This is a genomic window from Mycolicibacterium austroafricanum (assembly GCF_902705885.1).
In the GTDB taxonomy this organism is placed as follows: Bacteria; Actinomycetota; Actinomycetes; order Mycobacteriales; family Mycobacteriaceae; genus Mycobacterium; species Mycobacterium vanbaalenii_A.
This window is the reverse complement of the sequence record NZ_CACSIP010000075.1, coordinates 1-14,447: the sequence shown is the minus strand read 5'-3', so window position 1 is coordinate 14,447 and position 14,447 is coordinate 1. Positions and strand designations below refer to the sequence as shown.

Annotated in this window: 11 protein-coding genes and 1 pseudogene; 9 read left to right on the top strand and 3 right to left on the bottom strand. The window is 67.6% G+C overall.

The annotated features are described in order from the left end of the window. The first annotated feature begins 104 nt into the window (after nt 1-104). Together BEMPMBAN_RS30970 and BEMPMBAN_RS30965 are read left to right on the top strand one after the other, a co-directional pair. The gene (locus BEMPMBAN_RS30970; RefSeq protein WP_159235296.1) at nt 105-1,769 is read left to right on the top strand and encodes an ABC-F family ATP-binding cassette domain-containing protein; all 1,665 of its coding nucleotides are present in this window, start codon (nt 105-107) and stop codon (nt 1,767-1,769) included. Nucleotides 1,770-1,827: 58 nt separating this feature from the next. After that, nucleotides 1,828-3,957 carry an Rv1355c family protein gene (locus BEMPMBAN_RS30965; protein WP_159235295.1) on the top strand — a complete coding sequence of 710 codons (2,130 nt, stop codon included), beginning with the start codon at nt 1,828-1,830 and terminating at the stop codon, nt 3,955-3,957. Nucleotides 3,958-3,988: 31 nt separating this feature from the next. Here the strand turns inward: BEMPMBAN_RS30965 and BEMPMBAN_RS30960 are convergent, their stop codons facing one another. Further along, a complete protein-coding gene (locus tag BEMPMBAN_RS30960; protein ID WP_234897790.1) occupies nt 3,989-4,858 on the bottom strand; it encodes a class I SAM-dependent methyltransferase in 870 nt (289 codons plus the stop codon). 187 nt (nt 4,859-5,045) lie between these two features. Here BEMPMBAN_RS30960 and BEMPMBAN_RS30955 point away from each other — a divergent pair, with 187 nt between their 5' ends. Next, a complete protein-coding gene (locus BEMPMBAN_RS30955; RefSeq protein WP_200846181.1) occupies nt 5,046-6,422 on the top strand; it encodes a cytochrome P450 in 1,377 nt (458 codons plus the stop codon). A 190-nt stretch (nt 6,423-6,612) separates the two neighbouring features. Here BEMPMBAN_RS30955 and BEMPMBAN_RS30950 read toward each other — a convergent pair whose 3' ends face one another. Further along, a complete protein-coding gene (locus tag BEMPMBAN_RS30950; protein ID WP_234897789.1) occupies nt 6,613-8,379 on the bottom strand; it encodes a hypothetical protein in 1,767 nt (588 codons plus the stop codon). Here BEMPMBAN_RS30950 and BEMPMBAN_RS32865 point away from each other — a divergent pair. The 3 genes from BEMPMBAN_RS32865 to BEMPMBAN_RS30940 all read left to right on the top strand — a co-directional run bounded on the left by BEMPMBAN_RS32865 (nt 8,366) and on the right by BEMPMBAN_RS30940 (nt 10,829). Further along, entirely contained in the window at nt 8,366-8,728 is a 363-nt protein-coding gene (locus BEMPMBAN_RS32865; protein WP_234897788.1) for a hypothetical protein, read from the top strand. The genes BEMPMBAN_RS30950 and BEMPMBAN_RS32865 overlap by 14 nt on opposite strands. Before the next feature lie 117 nt (nt 8,729-8,845). Continuing rightward, nucleotides 8,846-9,772: an NAD-dependent epimerase/dehydratase family protein gene (locus tag BEMPMBAN_RS30945; protein ID WP_159235294.1), complete on the top strand. Its 927-nt coding sequence runs from the start codon at nt 8,846-8,848 to the stop codon at nt 9,770-9,772. Between the two features lie 64 nt (nt 9,773-9,836). After that, complete coding sequence (locus tag BEMPMBAN_RS30940; protein WP_159235293.1) at nt 9,837-10,829, top strand: glycoside hydrolase family 6 protein; 993 nt, start codon at nt 9,837-9,839, stop codon at nt 10,827-10,829. 12 nt (nt 10,830-10,841) lie between these two features. Here BEMPMBAN_RS30940 and BEMPMBAN_RS30935 read toward each other — a convergent pair whose 3' ends face one another. Further along, nucleotides 10,842-11,591: a helix-turn-helix domain-containing protein gene (locus BEMPMBAN_RS30935; protein ID WP_159235292.1), complete on the bottom strand. Its 750-nt coding sequence runs from the start codon at nt 11,589-11,591 to the stop codon at nt 10,842-10,844. A 63-nt stretch (nt 11,592-11,654) separates the two neighbouring features. Here BEMPMBAN_RS30935 and BEMPMBAN_RS30930 point away from each other — a divergent pair, with 63 nt between their 5' ends. From BEMPMBAN_RS30930 to BEMPMBAN_RS30920, 3 genes and pseudogenes are all read left to right on the top strand, one after another. Continuing rightward, nucleotides 11,655-13,556, top strand: coding sequence for a S9 family peptidase (locus tag BEMPMBAN_RS30930; protein ID WP_159235291.1), 1,902 nt, complete (start codon nt 11,655-11,657; stop codon nt 13,554-13,556). Beyond that, nucleotides 13,553-14,194: a DUF3159 domain-containing protein gene (locus BEMPMBAN_RS30925; RefSeq protein WP_159235290.1), complete on the top strand. Its 642-nt coding sequence runs from the start codon at nt 13,553-13,555 to the stop codon at nt 14,192-14,194. The genes BEMPMBAN_RS30930 and BEMPMBAN_RS30925 overlap by 4 nt, the downstream gene beginning before the upstream one ends. A 45-nt stretch (nt 14,195-14,239) precedes the next feature. Continuing rightward, nucleotides 14,240-14,447 (top strand): annotated as a pseudogene (locus BEMPMBAN_RS30920) (DUF222 domain-containing protein); the annotation flags it as partial.

Genomic DNA, 14,447 nt, shown 5'->3' with positions numbered 1-14,447 from the left:
TTTTCTATCGGCTTGTCCGTCAAGCCGACCAGAGCACACTAACGCGACGGCGGGGCGGCACCGCACGCCGATGCGCCCGTCGGCGACGGTGCGACGATGGACCGATGACCGCAACGCTGGTCGCGAAGCACGTGGCAGGCGGATTCGCCCACCGCACTCTCTTCGAGGGCCTGGATGTGACCGTGGCGCCCGGTGACGTGATCGGCGTCGTCGGGGCCAACGGTGCCGGCAAGAGCACGCTGTTGCGGATCCTGGCCGGGGACCTCGACCCCCTCGACGGTGTGGTCAGTATCGCGCCGGCTGATGCATTTGTCGGGTGGCTTCCGCAGGAGCATGAGCGGGTGCCGGGCGAGACGGTCGCCGCCTACATCGCCCGGCGCACCGGCTGCGCCGACGCCACCCGCGCCATGGAGGCGGCGGCCGCGGCGCTGGCCGGTCCGGACGACAGCGTCGGGGAGGTCGATCCGGCCACCGCGTACTCCGCTGCACTGGATCACTGGCTCGCCTCGGGCGCCGCGGACCTCGACGAGAGGCTGCCGGCTGTGCTGGCCGACCTGGGCCTTGACTCCGACGCCGTGCGCCCTGAGGTGACGCTGATGACTGCGCTGTCGGGTGGGCAGGCGGCGCGGGTGGGGCTCGCGGCTCTGGTGCTGTCACGATTCGACGTGGTCCTGCTCGACGAGCCGACCAACGATCTCGATCTCGATGGGCTCGCGCGGCTGGAGCAGTTCGTCCGCGAGCTCCGAGGAGGTGTGGTGCTGGTGAGTCATGACCGGGAGTTCCTGGCCCGCACCGTCACCCGTGTCCTGGAACTGGACCTGGCGCAGAACACCACCACCGTGTTCGGCGGCGGGTACGAAAGCTACCTCGAAGAGCGCGAGGTCGGCCGCCGCCATCGACGTGAACAGTACGAGGAGTTCGCCGAGAAGAAGGCGGACCTCGTGGCTCGGGCGCGTACTCAGCGCGAATGGTCCAGCCAGGGTGTCCGCAACGCGATGCGCAAAGCTCCCGACAACGACAAGAACCGGCGACGTGCGGCCACCGAGTCCAGCGAGAAGCAGGCGCAGAAAGTGCGTCAGATGGAGAGCCGGATCGCCCGCATGACCGAAGTTGCCGAACCCCGCAAGGAATGGACGCTCGAGTTCACCATCGGCGCCGCGGCACGATCGAGTTCGGTAGTCGCGACCCTCGACAACGCCGTAGTGCGGCAGGGCGACTTCGTTCTGGGGCCGGTGTCGTTGCAGGTCGACGCCGGCCAGCGGATCGGCATCACCGGCCCCAACGGGGCAGGGAAATCGACACTGCTGCGGCTACTCCTCGGTCGCCGTCGGCCCGACGCCGGCCGGGCGAGCCTCGGCGCCAACGTCGCAATCGGCGAGATCGACCAGGCGCGTGCCGATTTCACCGGCGCCGGACGCCTCGTCGACCGCTTCGAGCAGCGCGTGCCGTCGTGGTCGACTGCCGATGTTCGGACCCTGCTCGCGAAGTTCGGGCTGCGGTCGGACCACGTGGAACGCGAGGTCGACGAACTCTCACCCGGTGAACGAACCCGCGCCGGCCTGGCGTTGCTTCAGGCACGCGGGATCAACGTGCTGGTTCTCGATGAGCCGACCAACCACCTCGACCTCGCCGCCATCGAACAGCTCGAGCAGGCGCTCGAGACCTACGACGGGGCGTTGCTGTTGGTCACGCACGACCGCCGAATGCTCGAGAACGTCCGACTGGACAGGGCGTGGCTGGTCGACGGCGGACGGGTTGTCGAGTCGTAATCCGAATAGTCGCGGCGCGAACGGCGTGGCCGCAGCCGAGTTGCAATAGGGTTGCTCCGTGGCCGAGCGCAGCGCGACTGCTTTTGCAGCACAGATCCTGGACCCCGGCGATTCCGGAGATCAGGCGGTGTTGGACCGGTTACGTGACGACCCCGGGGTGCAATTCCTCGACCGCCGCGCTGAGCAACTGGCCAGCCTGCGTGCACTTCGCCCCGCGCCCGACCAGCGGGTGCTGGCCGAACCGGGTCGCTGGGCGTACTACCCGTGGCGGCGCACCGTTGTCGCGGTACTCGGGCCCCGCGGGTTTCGGGCAACACGACTCGATCGCAACCGCAACAACATCACCACCGAGGAACAGGGCCGGTTGGGATCACTGACCATCGGCGTCGCCGGTCTCAGTGTCGGTCATGCGATCGCACACACACTGACGATGCAGGGTCTGGGTGGTCGACTCCGCCTGGCCGACTTCGACCATCTCGAGTTGTCCAACCTGAACCGGGTCCCCGCGACGGTGTTCGACATCGGGCTGAACAAAGCCCATGTGGCCGCACGAAGAATCGCCGAGATCGACCCCTATATGGTGGTCGACGTCTTCGACACCGGGCTCACCGCACAGACCATCGACGCGTTCCTGGAGGGTCTCGACATCGTGATCGAGGAGTGCGACTCCCTCGACATGAAGGCGGTCTTGCGGATCGGTGCACGAGGTCGCCGTATCCCGGTGTTGATGGCGACCAGTGACCGCGGAATCGTCGACGTCGAGCGGTTCGACCAGGAGCCCGAACGGCCGATCCTGCACGGACTGCTGGGAGCGTTGGACGTCAGTCTGCTTCCAGGAATGAGCAGCCGCGAGAAGATCCCGCACATGCTGCGGCATCTGGAGGCCGACAGGATCTCCCCGCGTGCGGCGGCGTCGCTGATCGAGGTCGATCGCTCGCTGTCGACGTGGCCGCAACTCGCCTCCGACGTTGTTCTCGGCGGTGCGGCGCTGGCCGAGGCGGTCCGCCGGATCGGCGTGGGAGAGACCCTCAACTCGGGTCGGTGTCGGATCGACATCGGAGGGGCGCTCGATCAACTCGACGAACCCGAGATTGCCCACCCGCAGCTGTCATCCGAAGGCGCCGGGGCCGACACCCCGGCATCGTCGGTCGACGACGGCATCGTCGTCGCCGCGATGCGCGCACCCTCGGGCGGCAACTGTCAACCGTGGCGGATCGAGGCAGACGCAGCGCAAGTCACCATAAGTATTGCCACAGAACACAAGTCCACCATGGATGTCGGCTACCGCGGCAGCGCGGTCGCGCTCGGTGCTGCCATCTTCAACGTCAGGGTGGCCGCCGCCGCTCGCGGGATGCTCGGTCCGGTGAGCATCTCCGAGGACGTCGGCGGATCCCCGCTGCAGGCGACCATGGTTTTCGCAGACGGTCGCGACGCCGCACTCGCCGATCTCGTCGAGCCGATGCTGGCGCGCGAGACCAACCGGCACCACGGAAGGCCTGGCGGCATCGACGAACCGACTGCGAAGTTGCTTCCCGCCGTTGCCGAAGAGCAGGGCGCCGGTCTGCGCCTGCTGACCGGACGCGCGGAATTATCCGATGCTGCAGGAATTTTCGCGGCGGCCGACCGTATCCGATACCTGACGCCGCACCTGCACCGAGAGATGTTCGGTGAACTCAGGTTCCCGGGGGATGCCGACCCGGACACCGGTCTGGACATCCGCACTCTGGAGCTCGACGCGGCGGACTCGGCGCTGATCGCGTTGCTGCGCCGCCCCGACGTGATGGCTCACCTCGCCGACTGGAACGCCGGCAGCGCGCTCGGCTACGACACCCGCGACCGGGTGCTCGCCAGCTCCGCGTTGGCGGTCGTCACCGTCTCGGGGGAGGGCCTGCGTGACTACGCCCGGGGCGGGTCGGCGGTCGAGGCGGTCTGGATCCTGGCTCAGCGCGCAGGCTTCAGTGTCCAGCCGCTGTCGCCGGTGTTCCTGCACGCGCGCGATGCCGCAGACCTCAAGGAGCTGTCGGCGCCCTTCGCGGAAGAGCTGGGGCAGTTGCAGAGAGACTTCCTGCGCTTGACTGCGACTGATCCCGGCGATGCTGTGGTCCTGGTGCTGCGGTTGACCGAGGCACCGCCACCGTCCGTCCCGAGCAGGCGCGCCGTGAACCGAGTCCGACTGCGGTCCAGCTGATCTGGTGTGGTGCTTGCGTCGGCGGTCCGGCTCAGAACGGCTTGGCGGTGAATCCCCAGCGCAGCAGCGCGGCCTCGCGGCGGGCCGACCCGCGCAGCTCGCCGCGGCGCACCCCCGGCGCGGCATGAGGCTTGCCCTCTGCGCCGAAGAGCCAGTACGCCTGCAGGTAGGGCAGCGGAGTGGAGTGGCCGGAGTGCATCCCCACCAGCCCGGCCGCGGTCAACTCGGTCGACAGTTCGGCGAAGGTGAATGCCGCTGCCTCACTGGCGATTGCATCTTCACGGAGGATATCCGGCGACTCAGGATCCACACACACCAGCATGTCGGGGCAGGCGGCCGGATCACGCAGCCGCTGGAAGTCCGAGATCCACACAGCGGCCCCACTTCGGCGGCGCACGGCCGCAAGCTGGTCGAGGGCCCCGCGCAGGATGTCGAAGTCCGGCAGCTGATGCAGCGTCCACATGCAGGAGATGGCGTCCCACGGTGCGGCGGAGAGCTTCTCCGGCAGCGCGGTGATGTCAGCCTGCACGAGGTCGACCCGATCTGCCAGACCTTCGCTGTCGAACAGCTTGCGTGCGGTGGCCAGCATGTTGGGAGCAAGATCGACTGCTGTGGCGTGGATGTCGGGCCGGCGCCGCAGAACCGCGCTCAATGCGCGGCCCGATCCGACGCCCAGGTCCAGCAGCCGGCCGCCCGGAGGGAGCAGCGCATCGAGCGAGCGCGCGCACAGGTCGTAGACGGCGCGCATCCCCGGGTTCGAGGCGCCGCCGGTGTGGAACTCGTCGACCGAGACCGGGTCGTCCATCACCATGGGTTCGGGGATGCGCACGCGCCCGCTCGGGTGGAGCCGCTCGCGGACGACGATTCCCGGCACCCGCCACAACGGTCGCACTGTTGGCATCTGGAACCCTTCTCCGCACCGGTGCGCTCACGGCTCGCCCGCTGCACACGTGGATTATGCAAGACGACGCGCAACGGCGCGCTGCCGGTGCGGGCCGACGCGCGCCAAGGAGGGCGTCGCGCGGAATCCGAATGGCTCGGTAGGCTCACTGCATTCGCGTTCGGCGCCGCTCTCCAGGGAGGACGACTTGGTTCACAGTGAGGTCGACGCGGGTGAGCACAAGCCGCTGCCCCTCCCACCGGTGAACCCGCTGCCGTTCCGGCAGCGGCTTGCCGCGGTCAGGGAGTTCAGCACCGGAACCGCGAGGCTGCGGGATGCCGGTGGAACCGTGACCGCGTTCACGCTGGGACCGCGGTGGCTGATGCCCCCGATGGTGCTGGTGACATCGCCGCGCGGCATCCGGGACGTGCTGGCCACGAAGGACGCCTCCGTCGACAAGACGACACCGGTGTTCGAGGAGATGCGTCGCATCATCGGCGCCAATCTGGCAGACCTTCCGTTCGAGCCGTGGAAGCCGAGGCGGCGCACGCTGCAGCCGGCGTTCACCAAGCAGCGGGTGGGCGAGTTCGGCGGTCACATGTCGCAAGCGGCTCAAGGCCTGTGTGAGAAGTGGCCGTCGGACGGTGTGGTCGATCTGGACGGCGAGTGCCGAACCCTGACGCTGCGGGCACTCGGCCGGTCTGTTCTCGGTCTGGACCTCGAGCAGCGTGCCGACGATGTCGCCGAACCGTTGCGGGTGGCATTGAGCTACGCGATCGGCCGCGCGACACGTCCGGTGCGCGCACCCCGGTGGTTGCCGACGCCGGCGCGGCGCCGCGCGCGGGCCGCCAGCGCCCGACTGCACGCACTCACCCAGGACATTCTGCGCGACTGCCGTGCCGACCCGAGCCGGGTCGCTCCGCTTGTCCGTGCGTTGATCGCGGCGCAGGATCCCGAAACCGGCGCCCGGCTGTCGGATCAGGAGATCTGCGATGAGCTGATCATCTTCCTGTTCGCCGGCCACGACACCACCGCGACGACGTTGACCTATGCCCTGTGGTCGCTGGGCCGCCATCCTGATCATCAGCAGCGCGTCGCGAAAGAGGTTGCAGCCCTGCCAAATCGGCCTCTAACGCCTGATGACGTCGCGCAGCTGGAATTTACTGTGCAGGTGATCCGGGAATCCCTGCGGCTGTGCCCGCCGGCACCGACCGGCACTCGTATGGCGTGTCGCGATGTCGAGGTGGCGGGCTACCGCGTGCCCAAGGGAACCATGCTCGTCATCGGGAGGATGGCCGTCCAACAGGATCCGGCTCTCTGGGACGATCCACTTCGATTCGACCCCGACCGGTTCGCCCCGGAGAAGTTCAAGGCGCTTGATCGCTGGCAGTACATTCCGTTCGGCGGCGGTCCACGCTCTTGCATCGGGGATCATTTCGCCATGCTCGAGGTCACGCTTGCATTGGCGACCATCATCCGTAACACCGAGATACAGTCCCTCGACGACGAATTCCCACTCGCTCTGCACTTCACCATGATCGCCGGCGGACCGATCCGCGCACGAGTGCGACCGCGATCGGGCTAGGAGTTCACGCCGGGCCCGGTGCGGCGAGATGCTCGGCGAAGAAACCCAGGAAACTGGGCCCGAAATCCGGATACTGCTCCACATCGTGGGGTACGTCGGCGCCGGCCAGGACCGCTTCGAGATTGGCGGCGGTGCCACGCGGAACGATGTGGTGACACCAGCGTCATCGTGTGACGATAGCCAATAGCGGTCAGAGTTGCGGGTATGGCGCCCAGCGCTTGTCGAAGCCGGCCTTGCGGGTTGCCAGTTGTGCTGCGCGCTCCGCGGCGGTGACGTAGACGGTGCCCGCGGGCAGATGCTCGTCGAGGTCTTCGAGCTTGACCACCACCGACTGCACCCCCGGTGTGTCACTTGATTCCGGGTCCAGATCCTGGAAGCGCATCGAGATGATGCCCTGGTTCAGGCCGCCGGTCGAAATCCAGTTGGCGACAGCGGGATCGGCCACCGAGACCACCAGCGTGTAGGTCCCGTCCAGGTTGGCGACCGCCTGGTCGTTGTTCAGGCTTGTCTGCTGATTCCAGTAGTCGTCGGTGATCGTCCAGTCGTTGTAGACCGGAGCGGTGAAGAACCCGGCATTGCCCGGGTCGATCGTCAGCACCAGCGCCTCGTCGTCGGCGAGTTGGAAGTAGCCGTTGCTCTGCAGCTGGTTGGCGAGGAACTCGGCGTTGCTGGCCGGCTGCGTCAGCACGTTCGGGGCCCGAAGCTCACCTGTGTCCGGGTCGGTCGTCGCCAGCGCCATGTACTTGGCCTGCTCGTTGGCTCCCCTGACCAGCAGCAGCAGAGCGGTGAGCATGCCCCGGACGGGGCGTGACTCGGCGATGCCCAACGGCGGGATCACCGACACCAGCGAGGTCAGTAGCGGGCTGTCGTTGACCAGCCCGCCCAGCAGGACGAACCCGCCGAGCTGAGCGAACAAACTGTTGCGGGGACCGCTCACCCGGTGCACCGCCAGCCCCATCGGGTCCTCGATCGTCCAGTCGCCGAGAGTATCTCGCGCGGCGATCAACGTGGATCTGGAGGTCAGCTGCAGGTGGTTGGTCTGGCCCGGCGCGGCGGACTCGCCGCTGACGGTGATCACGAATGTGCCGTCCTCGTCGACCTCGAGGTCACTCAGCGACAAGATGGTCGACGTCGTGCCGGCGGTCCCCTCGAGCACGCTGAAGGTGATGTCTGCGGGGATCCCGTCGTACAGGCGGCCGGTGATCACATATTCCGAGGTCTTGTTGACCGGCATGAAGCGGTAGATGGTGTCCGGGTTGTCGTAGAGCAGTCGTGACCCGCCGACATCGAGTCCGTACCAACTGTGCGGCGGCGCGACCTGGGTGACGACGGCCGGATCCATGGGATTGAGGATCTGTTGCTGGAACGCCGCAGCAAGCGCGTACTCGTCGATGGCCCGGGTCAGCGCCTCCCGGTTGGCCGCATCGGGGCCACCCACGAGGGCGAACTGTTTGTTGGCCGCCGACAGGAAGCCAAGTCGCAGAATGAGTTTCATGAACGCGACCGGAAGGGACTTTGCGGTCTGCATGGCGATCTGCTCGCGGGCGATCTGCTCAGGTGTGCCCAGCGGGCTGACCTGGTTGCTGAGTGCGTTGTCGACGCTCACGCTGGTGTACTGCTGTGCGGACGCGGCAGCTGCGTCGGGACCGGCGTGGCGTTTGGTCGTGGCCGCCAACGCCAGGTCGACGGGCGGGGCGAGCGGGGCCTGGGGCTCTTCGGGGGCCGACCGAACCGCAGCCTCGCCGCCCGGCACCTCCACCTCCGGGTCCGGGGCCGAAGCCGGGACGTCCACGGTGACGGCGGCGAACTCCTCGGCGACCGCCTCGATGGCGTCCCCGTCCCCGTCCCCGTTCCCGTCGTCCCCGTCGTCGACGGAAGCGGCGTCTGCGGCCGCCGCGTCGTCGTCGGACTCGCTGCCGGCGTCCGTTTCGGTGCTGGTGTCGGTGTCGGTGCTCACGTCGTTGGTCCGGGTGGTTCGGGTTTTCCGTGCCGAGGACTTGTCCGATGCGTCCGAGTCCGCCGACGAACTCGACTCCGACGAACTAGGGGACGAACTGGAGGACGAACTAGAGGACGAGGACGAAGTCGAGCCCGAGGACGAATCGTCGGTGTCCGCGTGCGCGGTCGGCATGGCAAGCGCAGCGCCGACCCCGAGGAACACCGCGAGGGCACCGACCCGGCCGATGAACTTTCCGGAACCCGCTTCACCCTTGGATCTGCAGGTCAGCCCTTCGGCCGCAAAGATCGGTGAGCGCATCACGCCTCCTGAAGGTGTGTCCTGGATCACTTCGGCCTATCAGGTGTAGCAGGGGAACTGCGCAGTTCGCAACAGCATCGCGAATGCGTCTCATGAACTAGACAAAACCATCAGAGTGTCTTACTGCCGCGGCGCAGGCCTCGGGCAGCGCTGGCATGGTGGGCATATGAGCGCCGATCGGATCTCTCCAGTAGTCGTCACCGGAGCGAACGGTTTCGTCGGAGCACGCACGTGCGCCGAACTCGTCAGACGTGGAGCGACAGTGCGGGCTGTGGTGCGTCGTGCGGGAAGCGCGCCGCGCATCGACGGAGTGGAGGAAAGGGTCGGCAGCTTCGGCGAACAGGAGTTCGCCGAAGACGTGGTCGCCGGGGCGAGCGCGGTCATCACGACCGTGCATCCCATGGGCTCGGACCGGCCGACGCAGCATCGGGTGGCCGTCGAAGGAACCCCGGTCATCGCGCGGGCGGCCGCCGCGGCCGGCGTCGAGCGCCTGATCCACACGTCGACCGCAGCCGTTTACGACCGGTCGCCGGGCGCCGGTGACGTCGACGAGTCAGCGGCGTTGGTGGACGACGACGCCGGCGACTATCCCGTCACCAAGCGCGACACCGACGCTGCCCTCGCCGCGGTGGCCGGACTCACCCGCGTCCTGGTGCGCCCGCCGGCCATCCTCGGACCCGGTGCGACCTCGGTCTGGAACTCGCTTCGCCCCGCCGACATGGCGAAGCCGACGTCCGCCCGCAAGGCCGTCCCCGGAAAGACGTTTGCGTGGGTGCACGTCGACGACCTCGCCGCCCTGCTGGCTGCGCTCGCGGACGGTGGGGTCTCCACGTCTGACGACACGGAGCGTGGCCCCCTCGAGGGTGGCTGCACGGCGGTCAATGTCGCCGGCGGTCCGGCGACCCAGCGCGACTACTTCGAGGCCGTCGCCGGTGCGCTGGGCTTCGAGCCGGTGTGGGAGCAGGAGCCCGCGTGGACCGGCCAGATCGTCGCCGACCGCGCCCACCGCTGGGGCTGGACTCCCCGCGTCGACCTGGCACAAGCCCTCGGCGAACTCCGCGACGGCCTGCGGGCCCAGCGGCACACCGAGTGACGGCGCACGCAGCGAGGGCTCGGTTTGGCGCTTGTTGTGGAGCGGCACTACGTTTTGTCACGTGATGTCCTCAGCTGCTGGTGCAGTGACACGATGGATCTTGCCTGTTCTCGCGGTAGCGGTCGTCGCCGGCGTCGGCCTGGCCCCTGCTCCGGTGCAATCCGGTCCCGCCCCGACGGTCCAGCTCGTCAGTGACGCAAATCCACTGGTCGGTCTGCCGTTCTACGTCAACCCGAACTCGAAGGGCACACGCGCCGCGGCGAGCGATCCGGATCCGCTGCTGGCCGCCGTCGTCAACACGCCAACGGCCTACTGGATGGACCACCGCTCCACGCCGTCCGTGGATGCGAAGTACATCGCGGACGCGCAGGCTGCCGGCACCATGCCGATCCTCGCGCTGTACGGGATCCCGAACCGCGACTGCGGCAGTTACGCCGCGGGTGGATTCGGATCGGCCGGTGCGTACCGAAGCTGGATCGACGGCGTCGCGGCCGCCATCGGCGGGGGACCGGCGGCGATCATCCTCGAGCCTGACGCGCTCGCGATGGCCGACTGTCTGTCACCTGCCCAGCAGCAGGAGCGCTTCGACCTGATTGGCTACGCCGTCGACACGCTGACCCGCAACCCCGCAACCGCGGTGTACGTCGACGCCGGCCACCCTCGGTGGGTGGCCGCCGACGTGATGGCAGGCCGGCTGAACCAGGTCGGTGTGGCCAAGGCGAGGGGCTTCAGCCTCAACACCGCCAACTTCTTCACCACCGAGGAGAACGTCGGCTACGGCGGAGCCATCTCGGGGATGACGGGCGGCAAGCCCTTTGTCATCGACACGTCGCGCAACGGCGCCGGACCGGTGGAGAACGACGAGCTGTACTGGTGTAACCCCAGCGGCCGCGCGCTGGGCGTCAGGCCCACCACCGCCACCGGCAACCCCCAGGTCGACGCCTTCCTGTGGGTCAAGCGTCCCGGCGAATCCGACGGGTCGTGCCGAGGCGCTGCGAGCGCCGGCACCTTCGTCAACCAGTACGCCATCGAGCTGGCCCGCAACGCCGGCTGGTAGGACTGGACCCGCCTAGGAGGCTGACTGCCCGCCGGTCTCGTTGGCGCGCATGATCTGTCCGATGCGGCGAAGAACGTCGAGTTGCGCATCGTTGTACAGCTCCGACATCGCTTCCGCGATGGTTTCGTCGGCGAACCGCTTGCCCTTCGGCGCGTCTGTCAGTGAATCCAGCAGGCCGGGGTGCGCCGCGTACAGAGATTGGATGTAGGGGATCATTCTCTCCGCGACATCCTGCCGAGTGGCGTCATCGGCGTCGGCCGGCAGCGCATCGAACGCCAGCGCCACGGGTTCATCCGGGGCATCGCGCAGAAGGTCGGCGTAGACCCGGAGCCCCTCCGGGCCCAGCACGCGAGTGAGGACAACAACGAGCGAGCGGTCGGCTGCGGACATCTTGGCCATGGCATCCGGTGCGATGAACGCCGGTGGCAGCTCTGTGGGCGCCTCGCTCTTTAGGATCAGTCCCAGTTCCACCCGCGCGCGCTGCAGCCGATCGATGGTGGCTGCGAGTTCGGCGTCCAAGGACCGCAGAGCTTCTTCTGGGTGCTCGTCGGAGTCGTCCATGTCCGCGATCTGGGTCAACGAGAACCCTAGGTCGGTGAGCCGTTTGATCCGTACCAGCCGGACGAGGTGCGCGACGCCGTACTGCTTGTAGCCGTTGCTGCGACGCTCCGGCTCGGCGAGCAGACCGACCTGGTGGTAGTGCCGCACAGCCCGCAGGCTGGTGCCTGCGAGCTCGGCGACTTCACGGGTACTCCACGCCACTGGACCATTGTCCACAGGCGGCGAGCTTGACTGTGCCGCAGCGTCCGGGTGTGTCCTTGAGGCATGGCAACACACGCGCACATTCCCGTCGAGGACTTCTTCAAGCCGCCGACCCGGACCGCGGCGACGATCTCGGCGGACGGCAGCAGGATCGCCTTTCTGGCGCCGTGGAAGAACCGTCTGAACGTATGGGTGGAGGATCTTGACAGCCGGGGCCAATCCGTCGGTGAACCGCGGTGCGTCACGGCCGACGAAACCCGCAGCGTGATCAACTACGAGTGGACTGACGATCCGCGGTGGCTGCTGTACACCCAGGACAACGGCGGCGACGAGAACTGGCACATCTACCGCGTCGACCTCGACAACCCCTCCACTCCCGCTGTTGATCTGACGCCGTATCCCGGGGTCCGAACCTATTTCGAGTTGCTTGCCGACCGACCCGGCAAGGCGATGGTCGCCCTGAACAGGCGCACGCCCGAATTGATGGACGCCTACGAACTGGACATCGCCTCCGGCGCATTGACGCTGCTCGCCGAGAACCCCGGGAAGGTCGCCGGATGGTTCGCCGGGCGCTCCGGTGAGCTGTTCGCCTACTCCCTGACCGCCGACGGCGACGTCGAGATGTCGACGTGGGAGCCGGAACAGCAGAGCCTGCGTTCCATCGCGGTGTACCCCGGCGCCGACTACACGTTGAGCATCTGGCCGATGGTGGTCACGCCCGACGGAAAAGGCCTGTGGCTCGGCTCGAACCGAAACCCGGACCGGACGTCACTGGTGCGGCTGGACGTCGCCACCGGTGAGGAGACCGACGTCGACGAGCACCCCACCCTCAGCATCGATCCGATGGGCGGTCTCGCCCCCGTACTGCCCCAACCTTTGATACTGAGCAGGCGGACCGGTGAGCTGCTTGCGGTGCGCTATCTCGGTGAGCGACAGGATATTCGCGCGCTGGACCCGCATTTCGCCGCGGTGTTGCAGAACCTGGAGAAGCTGGCCGACGGCGACCTGGCCAAGATCTCGTCCGACGACGCCGGACAGCGTTGGGTGGTCAGCTTCACCCACGACCGGGAGCCCGGTGTCACCTACTTCTACGACCACAGCACCGGCGAGAGCCGGGAGTTGTTCCGCCCACTGCCGCATCTGGATCCCGAGGCGCTGGCGACCATGACCCCGGTCACCGTCCGCTCCCGCGATGGGCTGAGCCTGCACTCGTACCTGACGCTGCCGGTGGGCGCTACCGGTCCGGTGCCGCTGGTGCTGCTGGTACACGGCGGCCCGTGGGCACGCGACACCTGGGGCTATCAGCCCGACGTACAACTGCTGGCTAACCGCGGGTACGCGGTGCTGCAGGTCAACTTTCGCGGATCCACCGGTTACGGTCAGGGTTTCGTGAAAGCGGCGGTCGGAGAGTTCGCCGGCAAGATGCACAACGATCTGATCGACGGCGTGAACTGGGCCGTCGACCAGGGGTACGCCGATCCCGAGAGGGTCGCGATCTTCGGCGGATCCTATGGCGGATACGCCGCCCTGGTCGGTGTCACGTTCACCCCGGACGTGTTCGCCGCCGCGATCGACTACGTGGGCATCTCCAGCCTGGCGAACTTCATGCGGACACTTCCGGAGACCGCCCGGCCGCATCTGGCCAACAACTGGCACCTGTTCGTCGGTGACCCCGGCGACCCCGAGCAGGAGGCGGATATGCTGGCCCGCTCACCGATCACCCGGGTGGACCAGATCCGCACGCCGCTGCTGGTCGTCCAGGGCGCCAACGACTCCCGCGTCGTACAGGCGGAATCGGACAATCTCGTCGAGGCGCTGCGGGCCCGCGGGGTCGACGTCGAGTACATGGTCAAAGACGACGAGGGGCACGGGTTCCTCAACCCCGACAACGTGATCGACATGTATCACGCCGTCGACCGATTCCTCGCCGAGCATCTCGGAATTGAAGAGGGGCGGACAGCATGACCGATGCCGAACAGGGCCCGACACTGCTCGAACGCATGGGCGGGGTGTCGGGGCTCGCGGCCGCGGGCGTGCCGTCGCTGGCCTTTGTCATCGCGAATGCGATCGCAGGGCTGGATGCGGCGGTGGTGGTGGCGATCGCTGCCAGCATCGGCCTGGTCGTGTTACGCAGATGGCGCAGGCAGCCGATCCAGCCCGCTGTCTCCGGTCTGCTGGGGGTCGTGATCGCGTCGTTGATCGCGTTGTACACCGGCTCGGCAGAGGGCTACTTCCTTCCGGGCATCTGGATGAGCGTGGGGTTGGCAACGGTCTTTGCGGCATCCGTGGTGGTGCGTCGGCCACTAGTGGGCGTGATCTGGAATGCGCTCACCAGCGCAGGTGAACGGGCGGTATGGCACACCGACCGAAAGACGTTGCACGCGTTCGATATCGCCACGCTCACGTTCGTGGCGGTCTTCGCCGCGAGGTACGTCGTCCAAGGCCGGCTCTATGATGCCGGTTCGGTCGAATGGTTGGCAGCGGCGCGGGTCGCCATGGGTTACCCGATGCTTGTGTTGGCGCTACTCGTGACCTGGTGGGCGGTGCGACGCGCGCGTGACCGGTTCGCAACTACGGTTGTCGCCGAGAAGGTTTCCGCCTAGCCGACGCGGCCGGTTTTTGTCGGACGTGTCTGTGATGATGGGGTCATGTCCTCGGCGGCAACTTCTTTGGCTCCTAAGGAGCGGCTTGAGGTGTTGTTCGCAGAGTTGGCGGAGCTGGCGGGTCAGCGTAATGCGATCGACGGGCGGATCGTGGAGCTCGTCGCCGAGGTCGACCGCGACGAGCTGTGTGGGTTGACCGGGGCGCGGTCGCTGGAAGCGCTGGTGGCGTGGAAGGCCGGGGTGTCGCCGCGTA